Below are 26,700 nucleotides of genomic sequence, written 5' to 3' on the forward strand. Positions count from 1 at the left end.
ATTTAATTTTCATCTAAATGATAAATTAGTTGTACAACACCCGAAGAGAACGTTCTCGTATTCACCATTTTTAAATTCAACCTCTGTTTTATATCAACAAACAGTGGTTTTCCTTCTCCCAAAACAACAGGGTGGACTGATAATCTAAATTCATCAACAAGCCCTAAATTGATAAAAGTTGTAATAAGACTTGCTCCACCATATAGCCAGATATCTTTACCAGGCATACTTTTTAATCTATTTACTTCTTCAGAAATACGATCGTTTATGAATATTGCTTTATGGTATTTCCCCATTTGTGTCCTAGAAAAGACATATTTCTCTTTACTATGAAATAATCCCCATAATTCTTTATCGGAATCCGTGGGTTCTTCTGGAGTGAAATTCCCCCATAAATCATAGCTTTTTCTCCCAAATAAAATGGTATCAATTTGATTTAAAAACTGATCGAACCCCATCTCTGCATCCATAATGCACCAATCAACTTCACCATTCTTGCCTTCAATAAAACCATCTAGCGTAACCGCCAAATCTAAAATTATTTTTCGTTTCATATTTTGCTGCTCCTTTCTTTAATGTAACACCATTATAAATCTTAATTACGTCAAATTATGTCGCATTTAAAGCAGATCTATTATTCTTTCGGTCATCACAGATTTTATTTCCTAAGGTGTCCTTCTCCATTAGAATACGATTCAGCTGATCATGGCAGTGGATCGGGGGGCTTTAGTTGAGTTTTACAACATTTTACTTTTTGTTTAAAATTGTTTGATACCGCGTTTTCCGAAGATATTGCTAAAAACAGGTTATGAAAGGTGGTTTAACAATGAAGATTCTCATCGTTGGCTATTTTAGCGAAACCTCAAAATCAACTATTTCAAGGTATTTTCCACAAGACTGGAACGTTGTTATTGTCCCGCCCGGACAAGAAATGCTGCATCATATTGAAGATTGCCAGGTAATCATCCCTGAACATATTAAAGTGGATCACAGCCTGCTTTCTGCCGCAAAAAAATTAAAATTGGTACAGACGGGTGCAGGATTTGATAATGTAGATATTCTTGCCTGCACACAGCTTGGCATTTGGGTCGCTAATGCTGCAGGGGTGAATGCACAGGCAGTGGCCGAGCACGTAATGGCAATGATAATGTCCTTTTATAAAAACATACCGTTTCTTGATTCGTTCATGAAAAACAAGATGGATGAAAATCAATTGGACTATACAGGGAGTGAATTAAAGGGCAAAACGATTGGGATTATCGGTTTGGGCGCTATCGGAAAAAAGGTAGCTGCGTTTTGCAGGGTTTTTGATATGAATGTGCTTGCTTATGCAAGAAATGCCAATGTACAATCGGGTGGTTTTGTAAAAATGACGGATTTCGATACTCTTGTAAGCACATCGGACATCGTCACTGTACATATTCCTTTGAATCAGCAAACCAAACAACTGATCAACAAAGCGGTGTTCAAGAAAATGAAGAATACTACACTTTTTATCAATACAGCCCGCGGCGGGATTGTCAACGAAAGAGACTTGATTGATGCATTAAAAAACGGGGACATTGCAGGTGCATGTTTGGATGTGTTTGAATCTGAACCGCTTCCTATGGACAGTGACCTCAGGAATCTGGGTAATGTAATACTCACCCCCCACACAGCAGGATTGCCTGATGGTCGGAAATTTCATAAAAATAGATATGATTTCTTTATAAAGAATATAAAACGTGTTGAAAATGGTGAAGAGCCTGAAAGCAAGCTTAATCAGATATTGTAGCTTTCGTGCAATAAAAATGGGCTATCGGACGCAGTTCGAGTAAATACTCGTGTTCTTGGCTTGGCATTTGCGAATTTCATCTTCTTCTTACCTCCACGATTCGAACTCATTGCTGACCTAACAATGTCCTCAATCTCAATGGGCAAGTGCAGATGTTGTTCTTTGAGATATAAGACTCTTTAGACGCTAGGATATCCTATTTGTTAGAGTTAGTTTAAAAAAAGCGCCCTACGAATCAGGGCGCTTTTTGTTCTTAGTCACTTGATTATAAAAGTTCAAGCATCGTTTTAATTTTGGAGTTTAACTTTAAAGTGTTAAGGATGAGTTGCAATGCTTCCGCTCTTGAGGCTGTGCCTTTAGCATTGATTTCCCCATTTCCATTCCCTTGAATAACACCCGCTTGGGCTACCATTTGAATTGGATTGGAATGATCAATCTTGTTTTGGGTTACCCCTTGGAAATCAACGATCTTAGATAGGATCATGGCCATCTCTTCGCGTGTAATTGCCTTATTTGGTTTGAATGTTCCATTGCCGTTTCCACTAATAATACCTGCTTGTGTAAACTGTACAATGGCGTCTTCTGCCCAATGATCTTTAATATCTTTTAAAGTAACCTGCTTCGTCCCACCAACATCGAAAATACGTGATAATATCCCTACGAACTCACCACGGGACATATCTTGATTAGGTCTAATCGTCTTGTCTTCATAACCTTTAATAATGTTCAACTTAGTGAAAATATCAATGGTCTGTTCAGCCCAATGGTTTTTAATATCAACCGGGCTAAATGGGTTGCCTTGATTTTCAAGAGCATTATTAATTTTTGATTCTAGAATCTGTGTTGCACTAGTTCCAGGTTTAAATATATCTTTCTTATAACCACCATCAGTTGCTGTCGGTGCCGGCGTTGGTTCCGATGCTGGCGTCGGTGACGGTGCTGGTGTCGGTGTCGGTGACTGCGCTGGTGTCGGTGTCGGTGACGGCGCTGGTGTCGGTGTCGGTGACGGCGCTGGTGTTGGTGTCGGTGACGGCGCTGGTGTTGGTGTCGGTGACGGCGCTGGTGTTGGCGTCGGTGACGGCACTGGTGTTGGTGTCGGTAACGGCACTGGTGTTGTAGATTCGCCTGCAAAAATCAACTTGTAGTGAACAGGGTTCAGCAATTCATCTGAAGCAGTAACACTGTAATTTTCAATGAAGAACGGATATATTTTGTATACGCCACTAGTCATCATAATACCATTATCGAGAACCTGTAATGCTTTTGCAGTATACGTAACAATCATGGATTGATCAGACGCACCCCTAGGTATATCGAACGTTATTGTCTTTTTATCTTCATCTATAACCCCAACATGGTTATCCAGCGAGAATGAAGTAATGATTTTATCTCTATTGATATATCTAACGTTTACGAAGAAATCACGAGTTTCAAACACACCATCCACATACACTCTTGCAGTCAATTTAACTACATGATCTATATCATCTAGCGTCCGATACACTCTACCACCGGAACTAATGATGGAAGGATCGCTTGATATCCAAGATATGGATGATCCATATTTCCCTCCTGTAGGCAAGCCTACCTCTGAACTTCTAACCCCATCGGCCGTGTCTCCATAATAATAAGTAATCTGTAACTCATCTAAGGCTTCACGAAGCTTGTCCTCTGGTGTAGGTTCTGCTTTGACAATGTTAAGGATAAACTCCTTCGTTACTGGCACTTCAGTTCCAGCTCGAAGTGTAGCCGTAAGTGTAACCTGCTTATCTCCACCAACATATGGAGGACGTTTAACGTTACCGTCGTTTGCAATAATCGTTGTATCAGATGAAGACCATGACAAAAATACATTCTCCATTTGAGTAGGCAAATTAATTCTTGAGGTTACTTTATCCTTAGTCTGACCACCGGTAAATGGTAGTTCTAATGAATCCTTAGTTTCTTGTAACTTTTGGTATGTTGCCCAAGTTACTGTGACAGGGAACGCACTCGAAACTTTCCCATCACGTGATGCAGTAATATTGGCTTTACCCTCCGTTCCCCCTGTCACAATTCCTCCGGGGGATACAGTTGCAACCGCTTCGTTATCTGAATTCCAAGTAGCTGTTGAACTGATATCTGTAATGGTGCCATTGTTCATCATGCCATTTGCCGTCAGTTGTAAGTCATGATTAGGCGAAAATTCAAATGGTCCTACAATATAGATTGAATTAGCCTGTGGTTCAGCGGCAAAGGCAATATTGCCTGCTCCATAAAAATTGTGGATACTAGCCGGTGGCAATACCATAGGCGATAACAGAAGAACCGAAAGAAATAATGACGTTTTTTTGTTCAGTTTCAAGCAGAAGACCTCCATAAGATGTTATATAATGACTCAGAAAAATGAAATAAATTCGCTTTAGTATAACAAGGCTCACTGAACAAATTCTGAACATTATAAGAGATCTAATACGAAAAATATATAAACGGTTTGTATCTGCTTAGTAATGATTTGGCAGAGATCCGATGTAGATATGAACATAAGTACGCCGTTTTTCGCTTTGAGCGGATGTGAGGCATAGTAAATTCTACCTTCATTAGATATCAGCATCTATCCAACGTATTGAAGAATTAGCTGGTACAGCGCTATGGAAAGTCCTAGAAGACTTGCTTTCATTTTAGATGGATGGTATCTTTTGCTGCTCGACAGGTATAATAAAATCAATAAAAATCCAATGGGTATCGATAACTTAAAAACACCTTCTGTTGTATTATGGGAATAAATTGGTGTAATGAACGTACTGATCCAAAAGTAAAAGAAAACGGTAAAACGTCTTGTTTCCAATTGTTTGCTCCACCTGATTAACAAGAATATAAAAACGATCCCGATAATCGTAATGTATAAAGGAGGAAGAAGAATAGCAACGTTCCCAAATCTTAATTCCAATTGGCATAGCCCTCCTCTTTAAAGTGATTTTCCACGTAGGATCCGGTGTGTTATAAAAGAAAGGTTTATTTTACCAAAATTAAGGTGTAATGTAAAAAACAATTTATAGTCTCTGTAGTTCTTATCTGTATATTTGTTTGTCTCTTTAATGTCTAAAAACGCTCTGAAACTAAGAGTAGCCCTATAAATGTTGTATTCCACTTGTTTCATAAATCTAAAAGAATATCGGCCACTACAACCTGAATAGTAGGAGTCCATACCACGGAAATCATTACCAATCACACATTTTTAATTACGAATTTAACTGCTTTCTTTATAATTCTTTGAAGCTGGTCTCTTGACCATAATCCATACTTTAGCCTGTTAGTCGTTTATAAGAGAGCACAAAAAAAGAGCGAGCCATCTTTTGGATGACCTGCTCTTTTTCTTCATGTAAAGCCTCCTCTTCATGACATTGCCAATGGGAGGTCTTCAAGTTATTAGTATTGGTTCGATTGTCCGCCATCAATAGGAATGACAGCACCATTAATAAATTCGGATTCGCCGGATAGCAGGAAGGCAACAAGACGGCCCACTTCTTCAGGTTTACCAAAACGTCTCTTAGGGTTTACGCTAACAAATTCTTTGCCGGCTTCTTCCCATCCTTCTTCGCCACCGATTTGTTTAAGGGAACCGACAACCATTGCAGTCATAATTGCCCCTGGAGCGATAGCGTTGATGCTCAGATTATATTGTCCGTACTCGATTGCTGCATTTTTGGTCATACCCGATACAGCGTGTTTACTTGCAACATACGCCGCCTGATTCAGAACTCCGCGAATCCCGCCAACAGAGGCAACATTGACAATGGAACCGGATTGTTGCTCTTTCATCACGGGAAGAACGTATTTCATGCCATAAAAGACACCTTTAAGGTTAATGTCAATGACTTTGTCAAACACTTTACTGTTATATTCAGCTGTAGGAGCCTGAGTACCTTCGATACCCGCATTGTTGTAGAACCCATCGATGCGACCGAACTTTTGAACCGTATCATCTACATATTTTTGAACAGCTTGCTCATCAGATACATCAGCAGTAAGAAGAAGAACTTCTGTCTCAGGTGCAATTTCCAGAATCAATTTCTTGGTCTCTTCAAGTGCAGGTTGATTAAGATCAACGAGAGAAAGCTTGGCACCCTCTTTTGCGATTTCAAGTGCCGCTGCTTGTCCAAGACCTGAGCCTGCTCCAGTAATTAAAACAACTTTTGATTCAAAACGTTTACTCATAATCCATACTCCTTTATTAAGTGAATTAACGAAATGTTCGTCTATTTTAGATGAGAATAGAATCCTCAATAAAAATACTTACATTGGAAATAATAAATCACAAAAAATTCACTTGCAATAATCAAACACCATCCCAAGTGTCCGCTAAACAACGTTTCATACTCATATGTTCACCCAAGTAAGCAAAAATAAACATTTGAAATATATTATGTTGAAACTGTCTCTGGATCCTCGCGAGTGCTCATCAAAAAAAGTCACTCAGGAACAAATCCTGAGTGACATTCGGCTATTCTGGCAACCACAATGCAAGGACTTCGGAAGGAGTCCAAGTATATATGGATGTGTGAGCTTGACGGCAAATATAAATGACCTCTTTGTAAAGAACACGATCCCCGATGTGGTATGGCGTATTCTCAGCCCAAGCCTTAGGTTCATCCGGTTCTACAACTGGAGGAGATGACTCAAGTGTAGTAACAGTAATCACGTTACTCGCTGCAGATACATTTCCAGCAGAATCCTTGGCTTTGATTGAAAATGTATACGTCGAGCTTGATTTCAGACCAGTTACCTCATAACTTGTCATTGTTCCATTTACAGTAGCAACCCGCTCTGATCCTTGGTAAATGTCGTAGCTGTTAACGGCCACATTATCCGTTGAACTGGACCACATCAGACTTACTGATGCTGCACTCACGGTATGTGCGTGAAGATTACTTGGAGCCGTTGGAGCAGAGGTGTCTGGTATGGTTGCAGAAGTTGTCTGCACCGTAATCTCCGAACTGAGAGGTGATTCATTACCTGCGGCATCAATCGCTTTTAATGCATAGATATAAGTTGTTCCTTGACTTAATCCACTTACATCATAGGATACAGACGTTCCTGGAATAGTCGTGATCTTATGTCCATTTTGATAAATTTCATAACTCATTACACTCACATTATCAGTCGAAGGATGCCAACGAAGTGTAAGTGATTTTGTCGTGATGTTGCTTGCTTTTAGATCGGTTGGAGCTGTTGGCGCTATTTCATCGGTGTTTGATCCATTTCCACTACCCGGTTTCGTTAAATTTACGTCAAGCGCTTGATAAAAGGCATTACCTGTATCAGCGATTTCCCAAACGCCGAGAATAACATGATAACCGGTACGATCTGCTGGTATTTCACATTGATGTGAGACCGATTTTTCTGGCAATTTACCGCCATCACTGTAGGTACAAAACAGTTCTAAATCCTTACGTTCAATCGGAGCATTAGGGTTCCAGTCTTTCTTGGTTATGTAATATTTCCACTCTTTTGTTGCATGTGCCGCTGTCAATTTCCAGGTAAATGTTTGGCTTCCTGTTTGCATGTCCAGCTTCGTCCAACGTTCTGCCGTTTGAGTATATAACTCCGGAAAAATACCTCCACCTGTAATTTCCCCATCTGATGGACCTCCTATCGGAAAGTTTCCTTTTGCTTCCACACTCTGTGGTTCATATTGAACCTGACCGCAGTTACTATTGAGATTCTGTTGGCATAAGTATGCACGACTGGCTGGTGACTCTAGGTAACCATGAGCTGAGATGACATTTGCATATACTAGCAAAAAAAATATACCAGTTGCAAATACCAGGATCGTTTTCGGTATAAAGGATGTTTTCCTTGCACCTGAGATCGAGACATAAGTTGACATAATAATCCTCCTGTAAAGTCTGATGATGTGAACAAGAAAATTTTATATAATTTTACATGGAGCTGTAAGAGAACAAAGTTCTAATTTCTTTTGGATAAAAAACCCTTGTATTGATATTTGTTTTGCTGAAAAACAGGAGAAAAGTCGTATTTTATATCTAACCATTTCAGTTTGTTCATTTATATTGAAGTCTCCCTTTATAGCTAATCTTGGCTAGTGATCTGATTAGGGTTATTTGAGTATAAAACCGCTGCATACCTTGCTTCGTTGACAAATAGAATTGCAATTGTTAGCATAACCTGAGTTACAGAGACAGGAGGTTATCCCTATTCAACCCCGAGAACGCCAGGAGAATGAGCGTAGCGTGCTGCGAGAAAAACGTCGTTTAAGCATCATTGAAGCTGCCATTTCTATTTTCACACATCAAGGATTCGAAAAGGCTACCATGCAGGAAATTGCCAAGGCGGCAAGCCTTGGCGTAGCTACTGTATTCCGCTATTTTCCCAAGAAAGAACATTTGATTGTTGCCGTTGCTTCACATATTGTTCAATCCGAAGTGGTTATCTTTGAAGAGATTGTGCATGGAGAAGGAACATGTTACGAAAAATTAAACGAAATATTCGATACCCTGATTTTCTTTCAGCAAGCTGAGCACCAACAAAACTCCAAGTTAATTGAAGCCTTTGAATGTTACGTAGCGCTTTCCAAAGAGCCTGTAGAGCATATAGAATTGTATCAAACGGAATATAGCAAAATTATTGCTCTGTTTACCGAATTGGCAGCACTGGGAGAACAGGATCATTCTGTCCGTGCCAGTTCAAATTCCGTCAACATTCTACTTACGATGATGAATGTATTCGGAACATTTTCCAAGAAAATGTCCATGCTAGAAGGTATCGATGCATTCAACACTCGTGTAGACCCATCCGAGCAATTCAACTTACTTAAATCTCTTTTTCTAGAGTCTTTGAAACCTTGAATTCAATTCGTATGAACGCTGTAAACTGATTCATGACATCCGACGGAGAAGGCGCTGCAGTTTTGGGCAGCCCCCTCATCCTCTACTTTTTACATCTGGTGAGTTCTTCCCAATAATAGTTTGATCAAAACCACTGGTGGCTTTATGGTTTTCTCTCATAACCGATTCGCCTTCTACATCGATGTTAGGCAATAAGCGATCAAGCCATGCCGGGATATACCAGGCGCTTTTACCAAGAAGGGTCATTATAGCTGGCACAAGTGTCATACGCACGATGAAAGCATCAACAAGTATGCCAAATGCCAGGGCTAATCCCATGGATTTGATAATGGTATCTTCGGCAAAAATAAAGCTGGCAAACACGGCAATCATAATCAAGCCAGCAGCAGTAACGACTGGCCCACTATGGATTATCCCGCTTTTTACCGATTGTCGTGCATCTCCAGTATGAGTGAAGTCTTCACGCATTCGGCTGACAAGGAATACCTCGTAGTCCATGGCAAGTCCAAACAGAATTCCAGTGACGAGAATGGGAAGGAAACTAAGCACCGGCCCAGGTTCAGGAATACCGAACATACTGGCCAGATAACCATCTTGAATGACCCAAACAATAAAGCCGAGTGTTGAACCTAGTGTAAACAGAAAACCAAGTACAGCCTTAATCGGTACAAGCAAAGATCGGAAAACGAGCATGAGCAGTACAAAGGCCAGACCAACAATCAATAAAGCGAACTTAGGTAATGCCTGTTGCAATTTCTCCGAAATATCAATGTTAACCGCAGTCCCACCGGTAACCATAATCTCGACCTGTTTATTGTTTTGTTGATCAGCTTTTTCACGTATAGTCTCCACAAGTTCAGTCGTTCGAATATCGTGCGGGCCTGTCTTGGGTAACACTGTAATGATGGCTGCATTTCCCGATGAACTCGGTATTGCGGGTGTTGCACTAGAGACATTCGGCAGATCGCTGATGTAAGCCGTTGCTTGAGCGATTGCTGCTTGAGGGTCGTCACTGTTATTAGCTTTAGCGACAATCACGAGTGGGCCATTGAACCCTTCACCGAATCCCTCAGCCATCAAATCATATCCACGGCGCTCTGTCGTTTCAGTTGATTTCAGGCCATTGTCCGGCAAGCCCAGCTGCATATGCAGAAAAGGCAAGGTACACATCGTTAAGACGGCAATACATAGAATGGTAGTAAGCCAAGGTTTTCTAGTGACAACTCGACTCCATGCGTTTTCGTTTGTTTTCTCTTTTTTGCTCCCTGACCATTTTCTCAGCCAACGATTTTCGCGAGACGGTCCAATGCGGTCTCCTGCTGCAGCTAATATGGCTGGTACGAGAATGATTGCAATGAGGACAGCTACAAATACGCTAATAGCAGCCGCTAGTCCCATCATTGTAATGAAGGGAATTTGTACGACGGATAAACCCACTAGCGCAATAATTACAGTCAGTCCTGCAAATACAACCGAGCCTCCTGCTGTTGCGTTAGCCTGGGCTATCGCTGTTTCTCTGTCATATCCTTCTGCCAATTGCTGACGGTATCGTGACATGATAAATAGTGCATAATCAATACCTACTGCTAAAGCAAGCATGACTGCTAACGTAATGGAGAATGATGACATCGATACGAAATTAGAACCAATAATGACAGTCATCAGTCCAATTCCGAGTCCTATGACCGCTGTAAGTATGGGTAGTCCTGCTGCTAGAAACGAAGTGAACGTGAACGCTAAAATCATGAAAGCAATAAGGATACCAATGACTTCGGATATGCCCCCAACTTCTATTTCAGAAAAGGCAACGCTGCCTCCTATCTCTGTTTGAATCCCTTCCTTACCGAGCCACTCTGCAATGTTCAACACATGCTCTTTCGAGGTCTCATCCACTTCACTGGCAGGTTTGGAATACGTAATGTCCGCATAACCAATCTTTTTATCTGCGCTGAGAGTCATTGACTCAAATGGGCTAGCTACAGATTTGACTGATAAATCCGTCTTTACATCTTTCAGGGCTTGCCGAATGTAATTTTTGTTAGCTTCGGAAGTCAATGTATCATCATTTTTCGTTTTGAAAATGAGCCTGATCTGACCACCGTCATCTGATGATGGAAATTCTGATTTTAGTACTTTCGCTGCCTGATCCGACTTCGTTCCTGGTATAGTCATTTCACCCGTAAACGAAGTACCCATACCAAGTCCTAAAGATGCAAGCACAATAAGAAGTGCTAGTCCCATCGTAATGACCATTTTCCGTTTTCTCGTTGACCAAACTCCGAGACGATATAACCATTTTGCCATAACTTATTTCTTCCCCTTTCACTTCCACAAAAATCCAAGAGCTATCTAAGGAAATGCTCTGTACCCTCATGTTAACGAAATAAAACCAAAAAAAAATCGTACGAAAGGGCAAGCCTTTCATGTACGATGGGGCATAGAAGGGATAGGTCATAACGGGCATACCATTTTTTATCTTTGATTACGAAAGGGTGCCTTACAAGTTATAGGTTTACAAGTGTAAGATCCCCTTTTCGACAGCTACTGCAACTGCTTCTGATCGCGAATTCACTCCGAGTTTGTTGTAAATGTTGGTGAGGTATGCTTTTACTGTTCTCTCGGCAATACCCATGTCAAAAGCAATATCTCTGCTGCGTAAACCACGAGCCACGGCTTGTAAAACGAGTAACTCTCTCTCACTAATCAGGGTTGACTCCTTGTCAATTAATAGTTGTGGCTGTGTTTTGGGTTCTTGAGCAGACTTCGTATGAAACGCAAAGACTCTTGACGTTATTTCAGGTTGAAGCAGTGTTTCTCCACGAATGGCAGAATCCAACGTTCGAAATAATTGTTCTCGGCTCGTATCCTTGAGCAAGTACCCTTTGGCTCCAAGAGAAAGTCCTTCGATCATCAAGTCATCTTCGTTGTAAGTCGTTAGAATAATCACAGGTATACGAATGTGTTGCTCGTTCATACGTTTCAAGGTATCCAAACCACTGAGTCCCCCCGGCATATTTAAGTCCAGGAGAATGACATCAGGCTGTTTGTCTAACATAATTCGGATAGCTTCTTCTCCTTCCTCAGCCTCTCCGACAATTAGATAGTTGTCACTGGTCTCCAATATTAATTTAAGTCCTTCGCGCACCACCCAATGATCATCGACGATGAGTATGTTATATTTCATTCAGATTTCTCCTTTTTCAAGTGGAACACGAAACAAAATAGTCGTTCCTTGTTTTCCGCTTTCAATCTCAATGCTGCCACCTATCAACCTGGCCCGTTCATTCATCCCGATCAAGCCATAGTGCCCGGATTGTTTTCCGATTCGGTCTACGCTAAAGCCCCTTCCGTTATCTCGTATAACAAGATGGAAATCTTCTTTCTCCATAGCCATGTGAATGGTTACGCTCGTTGCCCGAGCATGCCTGGCTATGTTCATTAGCGATTCACTTAAAATGTGCAATACGTGCTCCATTCCTACTTTGGATATGAAACTCGGCGCATTCCCGTCCAAAACAACTTCAATTCCGGTCGCCTGTTGGAAACGTAGCGTCTGTTCCTGTATTGCTTCTCCAAAGGTAATAGCCGGTGTGGCCTTGGTTCGAAGGTCATCAATGGCTTTGCGTGCATCAGCCAATGTTTGGCGTGCTTGGCCCATTGAACTGCGGATAATCTCGTGGGCGCGCGGAAAACTCCCTCGATTCATGTGCTCATCGACGGCCTCCAGCTGCATTATAATACCGGCGAGTCCTTGAGCCAATGTATCATGCAGATCTCTTGCCATACGTTGTCGCTCGCTTGTTAGCGTCAATTCCTCTACTTTTTGATGAGCCTTCTCCAGCTCATGCAGAAACGTTAATGTTCTAACACGGGCATTGACCTGACGATAGAAAAGCACCGCATAGGATACCACAACAACGATCATCATGAACAGTAATAGAATTAACAAGGCAACATCCATACCAGATCGTGTAAACAGGGTTACCGTGCAGAATAACAAATATAATACGAACGCAACTAACACAATTTTTGCCGTCTCATAGTATATGGCAAGGGTCTGTCCAATCAATACGGGAATTAAACCAATCAATACAGCAGGCATACCGTCTGGCATTAACATGGCACTTCCGTAAATCAACCCTGATTGAAGAAGTATGTAGAGTAATTTGGATCGTTGTATAAGTTTGTTTACTTCCCAGTACACCATGGTATGAATTAACATTGCAGCTACAAAGATAATACTGGGTACTAATATAGGGGCTGACATCGTTTGCAGGATCATAGTAGCCATGGCAACAAGCCAAAGCCAGATGATTATGGGAATACGTGAAGACGCAATCGGGTCCGTTTCTTCATTTATTCCGGCCGGATTCGTCTTCTTCCGTACTATTTTCATGGGATCACCTCTTGTATAAGTCATTATAGTCCAAATCACCACCTAAAAGATGTACGATCGTGCATGCCCTTTCGTACATCCCTTTTTATAATGAAAATCGTCCACAAGTTAGACTTATGGACGATAACTTTGAAGAATTATGCGAAACTTGCCAAAAGGGTCCTCCCTCCGGAAAGTTCCTATATTTATAGCAATTCAGAAGGTGAATTGAACCAATGATTAGAGTGTGATGCCACCATCTGCGAGGATGATTGATCCTGTCATATAACTGGAATAATCAGATGCAAGAAACGCAACGATCTGGGCGAGTTCTTCTGGCTCTGCATAACGCCCGATCCGCATATTCGGAAACTCTTCAGGCACGTAACCACTCTCCTGCAGCGATTGGGGAACCGCAGCCGTTAATGTTGTAGCTACCCCGCCTGGACAGATGGCATTGATACGAATACCTTTGCGTACATATTCAAGGGCCGCTGCTTTGGTCAAACCTGCAACGGCATGCTTGCTTGCGGTGTATGCAGCCAGACTGTGTTCAGCACGAATAGCCGTAGTGGACGCCGTATTAATGATATGCCCGTATCCCTGTTTATCCATAACCTGCAAGGCATATTTCATGCCTAAAAAGATCCCTTTCACATTCACATCCATGATCCGTGTAAATTCTTTCTCGGAGATATCCTGAAAACGTTGGAATTTCTGGAGTATGCCCGCGTTGTTGAATGCCACGTCAATTTTCCCATAGGCTTCTACTGCTTTTTGAATATAATTTTGAACATCGCTCTCTTTGGATACGTCAGCCTGTACAAAAGTAGCTTCGCCGCCATTTTCGCGAACCAGTGCTAACGTTTCTTCCCCTGTCTGCTCATTGAAATCAACCAGTACAAGCTTCGCTCCTCGAGATCCCATAATCACGGCGCTGGCTCTTCCAATTCCACTCCCAGCTCCCGTAACAACGATCACTTTACCTTCCAGAGAAATACCTTCTTTATTTCCTGTCGGTGCACCAATTTCTTGCTTCTGGACTGTTGCTTCAGTCGCAATGGCTGACAGTTCCTGCTTCAAAATCTGAAGTGTAGGCAAAGGAATATCTACCTGAGGCAATGCAGCTAGTTGATCCAACGTAAAGTTAGTGGCCATCTTGAACGTTGGTTCCTTCACGAATTCCGGCAAATGCTTTTCAAGTACAGCAAACGATTCTGCGTTGTTCAACAATTCACCAATTCGGATATTCTCGTCATAACTCATTAGGTTCATCTCTCCAATATATTGATAATTTAGGTTCGAACTATTATTTCGATTAGTATACGACTGGAAAAGCTTTGAGTCCCCGGATGATCATACCTGGCCTCCACTCCAGCAGTTTCGCATCCGTATTTAACCGAATCTCCGGCAGCCGTTGAAGTAAAGCGTTGATCGCAATCTCGCCTTCAAGTCTCGCAAGTGGAGCGCCAAGACAATAATGAATTCCTTTACCAAAAGCAATGTGGTCATTGACTTTACGAGTAATGTCAAACGTATCGGGGTTTTCATATCGACTGGAATCCCGATTCGCTGAGGATAAAGCGACCAGGATCATGTCTCCTTGGCGAATTTGGATTCCTTGAAAATCAACATTTTCCGCAGCCCATCGAACATTGCTAATTTCTGCCGGCCCATTAAATCGCAGCACTTCCTCAACCGCCGCTTGAATCAGATCCGGTTGATCCATAAGTAGTTGCTTTTGCTGCGGATGTTCCAGCAATGCCAGCATGCCGTTCCCTATCAGATTCACTGTTGTTTCATGCCCTGCTATGATGAGTACGAACACAAGTGCATATAATTCCTGCTCTGTTAGTTTGTCACCTTCTTCCTCTATACCGATGAGATCGCTGATGAGGTCCTGTTGAATATGATTGCGCCGCTGCGTGATAAGTTCTTGTAAGTAATTCACAAAAGCCTTCATCACTTCATCGCTCTCCTGGTTCATCTGCGGATTGCTGACACTCTCCATAATGGTATTGGACCAGGCTCTGAATTTGTCTTGATCCTTCAGCGGAACACCTAACATTTCACAAATAACGATAATGGGCAGCGGGAAAGCATAGTCCTCGATCAAATCAAACTCCCGAGTTTTTCCGGCCTGAATCTTGTCTAGCAATTCATCGCTTATTTCCACAATTCGTCCCCGCAGCCTCTCAATCATGCGGGGAGTAAATGCCTTCTGAATCAAGCGCCGCAGTCGACGATGATCTTCTGGACCAACACTGATCAGATTCCGTGAGATAATCGCCTGATGCGGAGGAAGGGACTCCTCCGTTTCATCGTTCCTGTTATCGAGAACCCCGGTTACAAAGCGGCCATCCTGCAAAATGTTGACGGCATCCTCATATCGGGTAACCATCCACGCAGCATGCCCACTTGGCAGTAATAGTCGATGGACAGGCTCTTCGGCACGCAGCTTTTCGTAGACTGGGAAAGGCTGCTGAATGAAAGAATGATCCATGAAGTCTACTTTGGACTTGGAACGACCTTGATTTTCATTGATAAACATCACATCACCCCTTAAAATGATAGTGTTAATATTACTAAAATATAAAGACTATCATATTTAACGATTCACTTTCAAATAAGTTCATTTGATCCCAGTAATACGCGATAACTTGCATCTTCCTAAGGTTTCAAGCGTTCTTCCAATTCTTTTACAATTTGAGGATACTTCTCATCCAAATCGTACTTGCGCAAGCAGAGATACGTAAGAACGAATATCACCAAAGGAAGATATACCGTCAGAACCAGGATGCTGGTAATCGCTGAATCCGCCTGTGTTACTAACGCTCCATCGTAGCTGCCCATGGCAAGAATCCAGCCGATCATCGCGGCAGCCAGGCCCGTACCAATTTTAACGCCAAAGCTGTTTGCGCTATTGACCATCCCAACTAAGCGTTTACCTGTCTTCCATTCACCGTATTCCACGGTGTTGTTCACCAACACCCCGCCGACAGCCATCATTGGAATGGTTGCCAGTGTCGCGATACCGCCAAGTACTATAGCTGCAATAAAGTTATATGGCATGAAGCAACGAATAAGTGATGAAACGATGCCAAGAATCATGCCTATCCGTGCAGTTCTGGTAAGTCCGAATTTCTTGATCATGGGTCCCACCATAACAAATCCCAAAAAAACCGGGACTAATCCAACTGCCCCCATGATTCCGATCAGGTTCTCATTCCCGAGAATATACTTGGTGTAATAGATTCCTGTTGAACCATTAAGCGTATACAGCATGTTGATCAATAACTGAGCAAATAGCATGATGACCCAGTATTTGTTCTGGAATAGGAGCTTGATGCTTTCCCAGAAGGGAATGTTATCGCTTTCAACAATACTTGCGCCAGCATTGTTTTCTTTGGATGCTAAGAAGGTCAGAATTAAGGAAATGAAAGATACAATACCCAGAACAACCGCAACGATAATCCATGCTTTTTGATCCCCACCAAGCATATTGGTTATTGGAATTAATGCGATAGCGATAATCATCCCGATAATATATCCAAAGATGGTTCGGGTAAGGCCCATTTTACCGCGTTCTTCTACACTTCTGGTACGGATCGCCATCAAGCTCCCGAAAGGGATCGCAATTCCCGTATACACAATGGCTGAAGCAAACGCTACTGTAGCTAAAGCATAGAAGGTTTTTACCGTTGATGATGCCTCGGTGGGCACTGTGAACAGTAATATGATAGATGCCAGGGTAGGTAGAGCCATCCATAGAATCCAAGGTCTAGCCTTTCCATATTTGGATTTTGTCGCATCCACGATTCTACCCATCAGCAAATCTGCTATTGCATTGATAAATTTGGTGATGAGCATGATCGTACCCACTGTGGCAGCTGCAATCCCTACCTTATCTGTATAAAAATAAGTTAACATCCCGATCAGTCCGTTGATGGAGTTTAAGGCAACTTGGGCTGCTCCGTCGCCTAAATAATGGTAAGGGCGCATTGTTTTCTGAATTCCTTGGGCATCAAGGCCTAATAGCCTGGACTTTTTATTTCCCTTTCCAACTGGTGGATTAAAAATATCCCGCTCTGCTTTCATTGCTGTTCCCCCTTATTCTTTCGCTTCATGGTACCGCTTTCAAACATTATTTTAGTCCTCCGCAAAACATAAATATGGTAACTTCATTATTTTTTTAGTAATTTTATGATGGAACTTCGCTTTTTTTATGCGCTATAATTTCGTTATTCAAAAACGAATTTCTGTAATACAAAATGGCGCTGCTCGTTTCCTGCAGCGCCTTCTATATTCTATCCTTTCCCCTTCACGCCTTGGAGGCATTCAGCATTTGAATGACGCTTCTAAATAACTGTTCAGTCTCCGGCGGAGTATTGGCCAGCATTTCGCTTACAGAAAAATCATAAGCATATTGGATCATTGGGTGATCCAGCATACCGGGAGCGTGCTCGTTTAACATTTGAACTGCTGTGGGCTCTTCCACAATCTCTTTGAGTGTGGAATCCATTGTAAACCTTTCTCTTTCGAGACTAGTTTCCGTCGGATATTCGAAACTGTATGATCCGGAACCAACCTCCAGAGGCACTGGTTTCTCAGGCAGTACGATAATTGCTGTTGTATTTGCTGGTATAGTTACATTTACAATTATTTTACCCGCCCTGCATGACCAAGAGCTTTTTATCTCTCCGTAGACCGATTCAAAAGCAGCATCTACCGAACTGATTCCTCGGATGAACTGAGGTTTTATTAGAATCTTCTTATAACCTGCTTCAATTGGATTAATTCCCGCGAGTTTTCTATACATCCATTCCCCAATGGATCCATAGGCGTAATGATTCAAGGAGTTCATACCTGATGTGTCGAAATCACCATTTGGCAGAATGGAATTCCAGCGTTCCCATATCGTGGTAGCCCCTTTTTTTACGGCATACAGCCAGGAGGGGAAATCCTCTTTTAAAAACAAGGTACCAGCAAGGTCATGCAGGTCATTGTCCGATAAGGCATGACACAGATATGGAGTACCAACAAATCCTGTCGTCAGATGGTTTTTATGTTTCGCAATATTGTTTTCCAGCGTCTTGAGGATCCGATCCTTGTATCTTTCCTCAGCAAGGTTGAAGTGTAAAGCTATCACGCAGGCCGTTTGAGTTTCGCTGACCAGTCTGCCAGTTGAAGAGATATATTCTGCATTGAAAGCCTGTTTGATCTGGCTATGCAATTCTTCGTAACGGACGGCATCTTCGGTTTTGTCCAGAAGCTTGGCTGTCTTTGCAACCAGTTCGGTCGAATACGCATAATAAGCGTTTGCTACCAGATAAACATCTGTAGCCCCTGTTCTTTCGTTACTGATCTCCTCTTTGTCTAACCCTAACCAGTCCCCATATTGATAACCAGTCTGCCATAATCCATTGGCTCCACAACGTGCAGTAATATAATCGATCCACCCCTTCATGCTGTCGTATTGTTCTCGCAGCAATCGAAGATCTCCATAGGTTTGGTACATGACCCAAGGGACAATAACAGCGGCATCGCTCCAGGCAGCGGCACCTTCCTGATTTCCAAGAATGTTAGGAATGACATGGGGAACCCCATATTCCTCCGTCTGTTCAGAGGCAAGGTCGCGCAGCCATTTCTTGAAAAAGGAAGCAACATTCATATTGAACGCGGCGGTCCCGGCAAATACTTGTGCATCTCCTGTCCACCCTAGACGCTCGTCTCTTTGAGGGCAATCCGTCGGTATATCCAAAAAGTTACCTCTTTGGCTCCACTGAATATTGCTTTGCAATTGGTTCACCATCGCATTGGAGGTCACGAAACTGCCTGTTTCCTCCAGACTTGTATGCAGCACGCAAGCTGTGAATTGATCGAGCTGGATCTCATCTACCCCTTCAATGGTGATATACCGAAATCCATGGAAAGTGAAATGAGGGCGGAAAATTTGATCTTTACCGTTACAGATCAATCGATCAATGGATACTGCCTGCCTTAACGTATCCGGATAGAAATTTCCTTCCTTATCAAGGACTTCAGCATGCCGTATGGTTATCATTTGACCTTTCCGTCCTTTTGTTCGAAGCTCTACAAACCCCGTAAGGATTTGCCCGAAATCAATGACGCATTCACCTTTAGAAGTAGTAATCAATTGAAGTGCAGGAAGCCTTTTTGTGATTTTGACAGGTTCACTTTCCTGAGCAACAAGGCGATTTTTATCGAAAGAAGCCGTTACCACTTGGAAGGACTGACTTTCATGAAAACAAGAATCATAAGTCTCGCCCATGTAAATTTCACTTGAACGGATGGGTCCGGTAGTCACCTTCCACGTTTTGTCAGTTACAATGATCTCTTTTGTTCCATCCGTATAGACAATGTGGATTTCCGCAAGTGCAGCAACTCTATCCCCGTAATGATTCGGAGTGCAAGTAAAACCAAATATGCCTTTATACCAGCCATTCCCCACCGTAATCTCTATTTTATTCTGACTCTCCAGCATTCCGTCCAAACGGTAAGTCTGATACTGCAATCGCTCGTTGTAATTCGTCCATCCAGGTGCAAAGTAGTTTTCTCCTACTCTTGTCCCATTGATCGCAATTTCATAAACACCGAGGGAAGTCGTATAGATTCGGGCTTGCTGAATATCCTTTTCGACAGAGAATTCTTTGTAGAAAACGGGTGGAGCACTTTCTTCGCTTGGGAATGGATGTGTAATCCACTCTGCCTGAAAGTTGCTGCCTTTCAGCAACCCGGTCTCAAAATGTCCTTCCATGGCAGCGTGATTACCTTGGTTATCCCAAACTTCGACTTGAACCTGATACAAAGTCGAGGCCAATAAACGAGGACCAGCGTATTCCACTAAAACGGAGACGTCTTCATCCCTCTTTCCAGAATCCCAGATTTTCTGCAAATCTTGTGTGACTATTATTCGGTAAGCGGATTGCATAACGTCCTGTTCAGTAGAACCTAATTTCCATGAGAATCTCGGGTTTATTGTGTCCAGTCCAACCGGATTTGGCATGTATTCAATCCGGAAATCTTTTAATTTCATGAGATAACCACCCTTCAACATAGATCGTGTACCAAAATGTTAACGCTTACTAAAATCATAAATAATTTTCCTTATACAATATGGTAATATCATTGTAATTTTGTAATTTTGATGTGATAAGATGATTAAAAAAAGGAGCCAAACACAAAATGGATCTAAAACGTCAATGTAAACTCATTGCAGAACTTTTTGATATGTCCATCTTCTTCGTAAGCTCCACCGGAGAGGTTCAATTCGAACTGTTGGGTAATCGAATACTTAATCCGCTGTATAAAAATGATAAACAATTCTTTTTTTCAGTGTTGGGCTTTGATCCATCCGTGTGTAAAGAAGATCCTTCGGTTGTAAGAACGATGTTTTTTGAGAACTACATTCTAATTCGTATTGGTAACGATCTGAACGATGAAGGAACCATCATTTTAGGACCTTCCCTTCCATTTAGCTTGATTGAACATAAAATCAATGGACTTATCAATGACACACATCTCTTTGCCAACCGGGAACAAGTATTTCATTATTATCAGTCTGTTCCTGTGATAACCCATGAGAGGCTAATCAACATCACGATCTTGGTTAATCAAATGTTTAATCATGAATTGATCGAAGCTGAGGATGTAGTACAGGACTATTTGCGCGGTATGTATATCAAGGAAAAAGAAATACAAGGTTCCATAAATTCTTCAAAAGGCTATGATGAGACGCTCCATCACAATCCACTGAATGAAAAGAAATTGTTAACGATCGTCAAGGAAGGTAAATTGGATATGCTTAAACACTTTACACAACTTGGTCATGAAAATACAGGAGTCCTGTCCAAATCAAGTCATATCCGTTCTAAAAAGAATCTTGGCATCATCGGTATAGCTCTTGCAGCCAGAGCAGCAATTGACGGGGGTCTCTATTCGGAGATTGCTTTTTCGGTAAGTGATGTTTACATACAGCGCCTTGAGGATCTACGGACCGATAAAGAGATCGATCAATGCTGCCTGGAAGCATTTTTTTCGTTAACCGAGAAAGTCTCTCAGGTGAAAGAATCGCAGCATTCTAAAATCGTAACACTTTGCAAAAATTATATATATAACCACCGTTATTCCAAAATTACACACGAGGAAATTGCTGAACATGCTGGTATCAGCCCAAACTATCTGTCTGTACTATTTAAAAAAGAAGTTGGGGTTCCCGTGAATGAATATATTCAACAGATCAAAATTGAGGAAGCAAAACATATGATTCAATATACAAGCACTCCCCTTTCTGAAATCGGGTCTCTTTTGAGTTTTACGGATCAGAGTTATTTCACCAAAATCTTCAAAAAACATTCAGGTAGAACCCCTAAACAGTATCAACAAACGCATCATATGATAGAGGAATAAGCCCGGGCTGGGCCGGGCTTATTCTAACGATCCATGTATTCAACGGTTAATCGCGGATAAGATGCTCTGTAGTGTTTCTTCTGTGAACTGACCGTTGCTCATGAGTGCTGCATTGTGCAATGTGGTACCCATAATTAATTCCTGCATTCCCTCACCCAGTCCTGCTTCATTCCCGTCATATTGCCCCATCGCACCCATAATTTCAGCTCCAACGGGATGTTGCAGCAATTCAGCGAATGTGGAATGCCTGGTAATTGGTTTGGTAACTATAACGCTCGATTCTACCTCTATCGTCTCAACGAGTTCAATCTCTCTTGAAGATTTTCCGACCATAATGTCGAATTTACCTGTCTCCACATGCCAGTCTTTCAGCTTAACATCGTAGTAAGCAAACGCTCTTTTGTCCAGTTCAAAATGTACGGTGGTCTCTTCACCAGGCTGAAGTGAAACTTTGGTGTACCCCTTCAATTCCTGAAGAGGTCGTGGGACCGTCGATTCCACATCACGTACATATAGCTGAACAGCATCTTTGCCCGCTGTTTCACCCGTGTTTTTAACTTTTACTGTAACCTTTACACTGCCGGTATCTTTGATCTGTTTATGACTAACCTGTAGATCACTATATTCAAATTGGGTGTAGCTCAAACCGAAGCCAAATGGAAACAAAGGCTCCACATCTCTTGTATCGTAATGACGGTAGCCCGTAAAAATACCTTCTCGATATTCGGCAGTCTCGCCGTCTCCGGGGAAATTCAAGTACGACGGATTGTGGATCAGTTTTTTAGGAAATGTCTCAGCCAGTTTTCCGCTTGGATTTACACTTCCAAAGAGAATATCAACGATCGCACCGCCCAAAGCCTGTCCTCCAAGGTATGCCTCCAATACAGCCTTAACTTTATCCAGCCAAGGCATTTCAATGGGACCTCCGTTGCTCAATACAACAACGATATTCTCTTGAACCTCTGCGACTGCTTCAATTAAAGCCCTGTGACTTTCCGGCAATTGAAGGTGTTTCCGGTCGAAACCTTCGGACTCATAACGTTCAGGCAGCCCGGCAAAAATCACTGCAACCTGTGCATTCTTTGCGGCAGCTACTGCTTCTTGAATCAGTTCTTCGTTTACACCGTCTTCGTCTAATCTATAACCAGCCGCATACGAGATGCTTGCACTGTCAGTGGCTGTTTTAAGGATTTCTTCATAGATGTTATCCAGCTTCGTCGGCATAATGTGTGAACTACCGCCGCCCTGGTAGCGCGGGTTCTGCGCGAATGCTCCGATAACTGCAATGGAATCTTCGGTGTTTAGAGGGAGAATGCTCTCCTCATTCTTGAGTAGGACCATGCATTCACTTGCCATTTTTCTGGCCAACTGGTGCTGTGCCTCTACATCAACCGATACGGACTTCCGCTGGCTATCTACAGCTTTGAATACAAGTGACAATAATCTCTCAACAGACTGATCCAGCACCTCTTCGCTCAGCTTTCCCGATTGAACAGCCTCAATCATTTTCTTGCATCCTATTCCGTTGCTGGAAGGCATCTCAAGGTCCAGACCGGCAGCTAGTCCCTGATCCCGTTCATTGACAGCCCCCCAATCCGACACCACTACGCCTGCAAATCCCCATTCTTCCCGGAGAATTTCAGTCAGTAACCGGCTGTTTTCGGAACAAAAGTCACCATTTACCCTGTTATAAGCGGCCATGACAGTCCATGGCTCTCCCTCTTTCACTGCATACTCAAAGCTAGCCAGATAAATTTCCCGCAATGTCCGTTCATCGACCACCGCATCGACAGACATTCGCTTATATTCCTGGTTGTTTACAGCAAAATGTTTGATGGAAGTACCCACGCCTTGGCTTTGTACGCCTTGAATATAGCTAGCTGCCAAAGTTCCCGATAAATAAGGATCTTCAGAAAAATATTCAAAATTTCGGCCGCACAGCGGGGAACGCTTGATATTCACACCAGGCCCCAAAACAATGGAAATATCCGCTGCCAATGCTTCTTGTCCGATTGCTTTCCCCATCGTATGGGCAAGTTCACGATTCCACGATGAAGCAACTCCACTTCCAGATGGGAAGCAGGTAGCCGGTACACTTTTGTTTAAGCCTAAGTGGTCCGCGCTCCCCTCTTGTTTTCTAAGTCCGTGAGGGCCATCTGTCATCATAATAGAGGGAATCCCCAGGCGGTCGATGGATATAGTGTTCCAGAAATCTTTACCTGAGCAGAGTTCTGCCTTTTCTTCCAATGTCATTTGACTGATCAATTCTTTCAAATTAGGACTCATTCGCTCTCCTCCATTGGTAAACATAAATAATGAAATCGGTTACTTCATAAGAGTAGATGATATGACCCTAAATATATGGTAAAATGGTTTCCTTTTTGGAAAAATGATATGTTATTTATGTTGTGTGAACTCCGTAAGTACTAACCTTAGCTCTGCTTCATAAACCAATTCATGATTACTCCATAGATTAACGGAATAGAGTGAGTCCATATTACAATTTGACAAAAAACTGCACCTCCGATCTGTTAGATGTTGTCTAACAATTGGGGTGCAGTCACACATTGGTCAGCAGCTTTCTTGTTTGTATTCAGTTAACGTTCTCGTCGTCTAACTTATGCAATAGGAGTACCGTTAGGGATTTCAGTATCCGGCGTTAATAGAATAACATCTCCTTTTTCCGGGACTCCGCCCAAAACTAATACCTCCGATTTGAATCCAGCAATGCGCCGAGGAGGAAAATTGACGATTCCTACAATTTGTCTTCCTATAATGTCCTCAGCCTTGTAACGGTTAGTTATTTGTGCACTTGAGGATTTCATCCCGATCTCCGGTCCAAAATCAATCTTAAGCTTAATCGCAGGGATCTTTGCTTCTTCAAAAAACTCCGCTTCCTTAATCGTTCCGACACGAATATCTAGTGCTGCGAAATCATCGATCGTTGCCAATGCTTGACCTCCCCAGTGTTGTATTTTAATGCGCTGGACGAAACGGTTTCAGGAGTCGAATCCCTTCCTCAATGGATCCCTCCATCAGTTCTAAGAGCTGAGGCACCAGTTCCTGCATGCGTGGGGCGCTCAGGTGTCGATCAAGGGCATCCCGGTTTTCCCAGCGCTCATAGATGATGAATGTACCAGGCTGGCCTTCTACCTCGTGAGCCTCATAGTCAATGTTACCCTGGTCGTTGCGTGACGGGGTGACAGCTGCAGTCATAAACGCCTTCATCTCGGCTTCTCTCCCTGCCTTGGCTCTCGCCTCCCAGATTACAGTAACGTAACGGTTATTTGTATCGTTCATGCTAATTCCTCCTAATTTATAAATAGAATAGTCACTGCATACCCAGAACGGGATAACGCTAGCCCCATCATTAGACCACCGAAAGATCCCCCTACAATAATGGCATGTTCAAACGGTTGTTGTGACATCAGTCATACTCCCGTTACTGCAGCTTCATCTGGCTGCGGAGCATCCGGTCGAGAAGTTTATCCGGGAGAATACGAACCAGTCGGGTCAGCAGTGCCGAATCGCGGCCAGCCGTATAGCGAGTGCGCGGATTACTCGCGTGGATCGCTCGTGAAACCACTTCTGCCACTTTCTTAGGAGGAATACCGCTCGTTGCCCACGATTCAGCCTGCGCCTTCACGGCGTCAAAAAGCCGATCATGGCGTCTGTGCTGATCAGGCGTCATCAACTTGGACAGCCGATCGGCTGTTGTAACCCCTTTCTCCGACAGGCTGGTGCTGACACCGCCCGGAGTAATCATGATAACTTTGAGTCCGAACGAGGACATCTCTCTGCGGAGGCTGTCATTGATCGCTTCCATCGCGTACTTTGCAGCTGAATAAATTCCGAAACCGGGCATTGAGATTTTGCCGCCAACGGATCCGATATTAACTACGCGTCCGCCGCTCTTCAGCAAGGCCGGAGTAAGCGCCTGAATAACCGCAACTTGCCCGATCACGCTGACTTCGATCTGACGACGAAACTCATCCAGCGGAACCATCTCAAGAGGTGCATTAACAGCAATGCCGGCATTGTTGACCACGGCGCGCAGCGGGCGACCAAGCGGATCTTGCTCCACTCGTTCGGCCAGCGCCCGTAGTGTGTCGATAGTGGTAATATCGAGAATCACCGGTTCGATATTTTTTTGTTTGATTTTGTCGGCATCTTCCTGACGGCGAACCCCCGCTAAAACGTGAAATCCTTCAGCCGCGAGCTGCTCCGCGGTAGCTCTGCCGATTCCACTTGAAGTACCTGTGACGACAACCATTTCTTGAGTTTTATATGGCATTGTAAACCTCCCGAGTTTGATAAGTTATGAATCACTGTATAGCACTGTTATACGGTCATTATAGCACCGCTATATAGAACTGTCTATAGCGGTGCTATATATTTTTCATATTGTAATCCTCCTGCGACCTGAACATCATTAATGACAAGCGCAGTGTGATATACTTCGACGCTCGCGACATAACGTAGCCTGAGGAATGAGCTCATCGAAACCTTTGAAAATGAAAAAGATCGCCATCCTGCTTGGATAGGCGATCTCTCTTATGTGCTACCATTTGTGGTTCTTCATCTTTACCATGAAACAAAACAAAGCCCACATAGGGGCTTTGTCTGGAGTCTCCAGGCTCCTTCATCGATCCCTCATTTTGAAGCAGAATCCGGCATTGGGATCAAGATAATCTGCATCACGCTTTCTCGAATGAGATCAACGACATCGGGCTGGGGTGGGGGGGCCTTGCGAATTTGGGACGTCACATACAGCCAAGAGGCCGTATTGGCAGAAGCCCAGACCAGATCTGCCGCAGCTTCGGCTGAAACAGCTAATTTTCCTGCGGCAGCAACTCTTTGAACATTTTGCACCAGTGCTTGGTGCGACTGATCTGCCGCCTCGATATGGGCGCCCTCAAGCAGCCGCCCCATCATTGCCGCATATATTCGAGGACGGGCTGCCGCGAAGCGGACATAGTCATCCCACCCTTGACGAAGCGCCATCTCTGGAATAGGTGACTCCACTGCGGCAATTTTGCTTTCGAATAACTGTTTGAACGCTTCCACTATAGCTGCACTCAGGAGTCCATCGGCATTACCGAAATGGTGGTAGAGTGTAGGAGCCGTAACCTGCGCGATCGAAGTGACTGCTCGCGTCGAAAATTGGGCTCCGCCCTCTTCTTCCAATACCTTAAGAGCAGCTGCTAATATTTTGTCATATGTGTTCATAACCTCTATTATAGCAGTGCTATATACGTATGTCCATGACAAGG

19 protein-coding genes are annotated in these 26,700 nt (G+C 43.0%); 3 read left to right on the top strand and 16 right to left on the bottom strand.

Annotation, left to right across the window (positions count from 1 at the left end):
* Positions 1-2: 2 nt before the first annotated feature.
* Positions 3-554 carry a dihydrofolate reductase family protein gene (locus MHB82_RS15995; protein WP_110757710.1) on the bottom strand — a complete coding sequence of 184 codons (552 nt, stop codon included), beginning with the start codon at positions 552-554 and terminating at the stop codon, positions 3-5.
* A gap of 272 nt (positions 555-826) precedes the next feature.
* On the opposite strand from MHB82_RS15995, the gene MHB82_RS16000 reads away from it, so the two are divergent.
* On the top strand, positions 827-1,774 hold the full coding sequence (locus MHB82_RS16000) for an NAD(P)-dependent oxidoreductase (protein ID WP_341175249.1): 948 nt from the start codon (positions 827-829) through the stop codon (positions 1,772-1,774).
* Between the two features lie 265 nt (positions 1,775-2,039).
* On the opposite strand, the gene MHB82_RS16005 is transcribed toward MHB82_RS16000, so the two are convergent.
* The 3 genes from MHB82_RS16005 to MHB82_RS16015 all read right to left on the bottom strand — a co-directional run bounded on the left by MHB82_RS16005 (position 2,040) and on the right by MHB82_RS16015 (position 7,643).
* Positions 2,040-4,118 carry an immunoglobulin-like domain-containing protein gene (locus MHB82_RS16005; RefSeq protein ID WP_341175250.1) on the bottom strand — a complete coding sequence of 693 codons (2,079 nt, stop codon included), beginning with the start codon at positions 4,116-4,118 and terminating at the stop codon, positions 2,040-2,042.
* 1,064 nt (positions 4,119-5,182) lie between these two features.
* The gene (locus tag MHB82_RS16010; RefSeq protein WP_095357853.1) at positions 5,183-5,971 is read right to left on the bottom strand and encodes a glucose 1-dehydrogenase; all 789 of its coding nucleotides are present in this window, start codon (positions 5,969-5,971) and stop codon (positions 5,183-5,185) included.
* Between the two features lie 286 nt (positions 5,972-6,257).
* Positions 6,258-7,643, bottom strand: coding sequence for a lytic polysaccharide monooxygenase (locus tag MHB82_RS16015; RefSeq protein WP_095357852.1), 1,386 nt, complete (start codon positions 7,641-7,643; stop codon positions 6,258-6,260).
* Positions 7,644-8,007: 364 nt separating this feature from the next.
* On the opposite strand from MHB82_RS16015, the gene MHB82_RS16020 reads away from it, so the two are divergent.
* Entirely contained in the window at positions 8,008-8,622 is a 615-nt protein-coding gene (locus tag MHB82_RS16020) for a TetR/AcrR family transcriptional regulator (RefSeq protein WP_176475957.1), read from the top strand.
* Positions 8,623-8,697: 75 nt separating this feature from the next.
* Here the strand turns inward: MHB82_RS16020 and MHB82_RS16025 are convergent, their stop codons facing one another.
* The 7 genes from MHB82_RS16025 to MHB82_RS16055 form a co-directional block, all read right to left on the bottom strand.
* Positions 8,698-10,926, bottom strand: a complete 2,229-nt coding sequence (locus MHB82_RS16025) for an MMPL family transporter (RefSeq protein ID WP_341175251.1) — start codon at positions 10,924-10,926, stop codon at positions 8,698-8,700.
* 208 nt (positions 10,927-11,134) lie between these two features.
* A complete protein-coding gene (locus MHB82_RS16030) occupies positions 11,135-11,806 on the bottom strand; it encodes a response regulator (protein WP_095357849.1) in 672 nt (223 codons plus the stop codon).
* Positions 11,807-13,018, bottom strand: coding sequence for a sensor histidine kinase (locus MHB82_RS16035; RefSeq protein ID WP_341175252.1), 1,212 nt, complete (start codon positions 13,016-13,018; stop codon positions 11,807-11,809). It lies immediately after the preceding gene.
* 219 nt (positions 13,019-13,237) lie between these two features.
* Positions 13,238-13,996 carry an SDR family NAD(P)-dependent oxidoreductase gene (locus MHB82_RS16040; RefSeq protein WP_110757788.1) on the bottom strand — a complete coding sequence of 253 codons (759 nt, stop codon included), beginning with the start codon at positions 13,994-13,996 and terminating at the stop codon, positions 13,238-13,240.
* A 319-nt stretch (positions 13,997-14,315) separates the two neighbouring features.
* On the bottom strand, positions 14,316-15,548 hold the full coding sequence (locus MHB82_RS16045; RefSeq protein WP_341175253.1) for a cytochrome P450 family protein: 1,233 nt from the start codon (positions 15,546-15,548) through the stop codon (positions 14,316-14,318).
* A gap of 119 nt (positions 15,549-15,667) precedes the next feature.
* Positions 15,668-17,095 (bottom strand): MFS transporter, encoded by a 1,428-nt coding sequence (locus tag MHB82_RS16050; RefSeq protein ID WP_341175254.1) that lies wholly within the window; start codon positions 17,093-17,095, stop codon positions 15,668-15,670.
* Between the two features lie 223 nt (positions 17,096-17,318).
* Positions 17,319-20,054 (bottom strand): glycoside hydrolase family 78 protein, encoded by a 2,736-nt coding sequence (locus tag MHB82_RS16055; RefSeq protein WP_341175255.1) that lies wholly within the window; start codon positions 20,052-20,054, stop codon positions 17,319-17,321.
* A 149-nt stretch (positions 20,055-20,203) separates the two neighbouring features.
* Between MHB82_RS16055 and MHB82_RS16060 the strand changes: the two genes are divergently transcribed.
* The gene (locus MHB82_RS16060; protein ID WP_341175256.1) at positions 20,204-21,427 is read left to right on the top strand and encodes a helix-turn-helix domain-containing protein; all 1,224 of its coding nucleotides are present in this window, start codon (positions 20,204-20,206) and stop codon (positions 21,425-21,427) included.
* Positions 21,428-21,466: 39 nt separating this feature from the next.
* Here MHB82_RS16060 and MHB82_RS16065 read toward each other — a convergent pair whose 3' ends face one another.
* From MHB82_RS16065 to MHB82_RS16085, 5 genes are all read right to left on the bottom strand, one after another.
* Complete coding sequence (locus tag MHB82_RS16065; RefSeq protein WP_341175257.1) at positions 21,467-23,713, bottom strand: glycoside hydrolase family 3 C-terminal domain-containing protein; 2,247 nt, start codon at positions 23,711-23,713, stop codon at positions 21,467-21,469.
* 332 nt (positions 23,714-24,045) lie between these two features.
* The gene (gene csaA, locus MHB82_RS16070; protein WP_110757731.1) at positions 24,046-24,378 is read right to left on the bottom strand and encodes a chaperone CsaA; all 333 of its coding nucleotides are present in this window, start codon (positions 24,376-24,378) and stop codon (positions 24,046-24,048) included.
* 25 nt (positions 24,379-24,403) lie between these two features.
* The gene (locus tag MHB82_RS16075; RefSeq protein ID WP_336781627.1) at positions 24,404-24,727 is read right to left on the bottom strand and encodes a putative quinol monooxygenase; all 324 of its coding nucleotides are present in this window, start codon (positions 24,725-24,727) and stop codon (positions 24,404-24,406) included.
* Between the two features lie 142 nt (positions 24,728-24,869).
* On the bottom strand, positions 24,870-25,721 hold the full coding sequence (locus MHB82_RS16080; RefSeq protein ID WP_095357841.1) for an SDR family NAD(P)-dependent oxidoreductase: 852 nt from the start codon (positions 25,719-25,721) through the stop codon (positions 24,870-24,872).
* Between the two features lie 359 nt (positions 25,722-26,080).
* On the bottom strand, positions 26,081-26,656 hold the full coding sequence (locus tag MHB82_RS16085; protein WP_341175258.1) for a TetR/AcrR family transcriptional regulator: 576 nt from the start codon (positions 26,654-26,656) through the stop codon (positions 26,081-26,083).
* Positions 26,657-26,700 lie beyond the last annotated feature (44 nt).

The sequence above is a fragment of the Paenibacillus sp. FSL K6-2862 genome (genome assembly GCF_038005125.1).
Taxonomy (GTDB): Bacteria; Bacillota; Bacilli; order Paenibacillales; family Paenibacillaceae; genus Paenibacillus; species Paenibacillus illinoisensis_A.

What these genes read in the sequence shown, in the direction of transcription:
- MHB82_RS15995 (WP_110757710.1), bottom strand. Translation starts at nt 554, where the DNA reads ATGAAACGAAAAATAATTTTAGATTTGGCGGTTACGCTAGATGGTTTT.
- MHB82_RS16000 (WP_341175249.1), top strand. Translation starts at nt 827, where the DNA reads ATGAAGATTCTCATCGTTGGCTATTTTAGCGAAACCTCAAAATCAACT.
- MHB82_RS16010 (WP_095357853.1), bottom strand. Translation starts at nt 5,971, where the DNA reads ATGAGTAAACGTTTTGAATCAAAAGTTGTTTTAATTACTGGAGCAGGC.
- MHB82_RS16015 (WP_095357852.1), bottom strand. Translation starts at nt 7,643, where the DNA reads ATGTCAACTTATGTCTCGATCTCAGGTGCAAGGAAAACATCCTTTATA.
- MHB82_RS16025 (WP_341175251.1), bottom strand. Translation starts at nt 10,926, where the DNA reads ATGGCAAAATGGTTATATCGTCTCGGAGTTTGGTCAACGAGAAAACGG.
- MHB82_RS16030 (WP_095357849.1), bottom strand. Translation starts at nt 11,806, where the DNA reads ATGAAATATAACATACTCATCGTCGATGATCATTGGGTGGTGCGCGAA.
- MHB82_RS16035 (WP_341175252.1), bottom strand. Translation starts at nt 13,018, where the DNA reads ATGAAAATAGTACGGAAGAAGACGAATCCGGCCGGAATAAATGAAGAA.
- MHB82_RS16045 (WP_341175253.1), bottom strand. Translation starts at nt 15,548, where the DNA reads ATGTTTATCAATGAAAATCAAGGTCGTTCCAAGTCCAAAGTAGACTTC.
- MHB82_RS16050 (WP_341175254.1), bottom strand. Translation starts at nt 17,095, where the DNA reads ATGAAAGCAGAGCGGGATATTTTTAATCCACCAGTTGGAAAGGGAAAT.
- MHB82_RS16055 (WP_341175255.1), bottom strand. Translation starts at nt 20,054, where the DNA reads ATGAAATTAAAAGATTTCCGGATTGAATACATGCCAAATCCGGTTGGA.
- MHB82_RS16060 (WP_341175256.1), top strand. Translation starts at nt 20,204, where the DNA reads ATGGATCTAAAACGTCAATGTAAACTCATTGCAGAACTTTTTGATATG.
- MHB82_RS16065 (WP_341175257.1), bottom strand. Translation starts at nt 23,713, where the DNA reads ATGAGTCCTAATTTGAAAGAATTGATCAGTCAAATGACATTGGAAGAA.
- MHB82_RS16075 (WP_336781627.1), bottom strand. Translation starts at nt 24,727, where the DNA reads ATGAACGATACAAATAACCGTTACGTTACTGTAATCTGGGAGGCGAGA.
- MHB82_RS16080 (WP_095357841.1), bottom strand. Translation starts at nt 25,721, where the DNA reads ATGCCATATAAAACTCAAGAAATGGTTGTCGTCACAGGTACTTCAAGT.
- MHB82_RS16085 (WP_341175258.1), bottom strand. Translation starts at nt 26,656, where the DNA reads ATGAACACATATGACAAAATATTAGCAGCTGCTCTTAAGGTATTGGAA.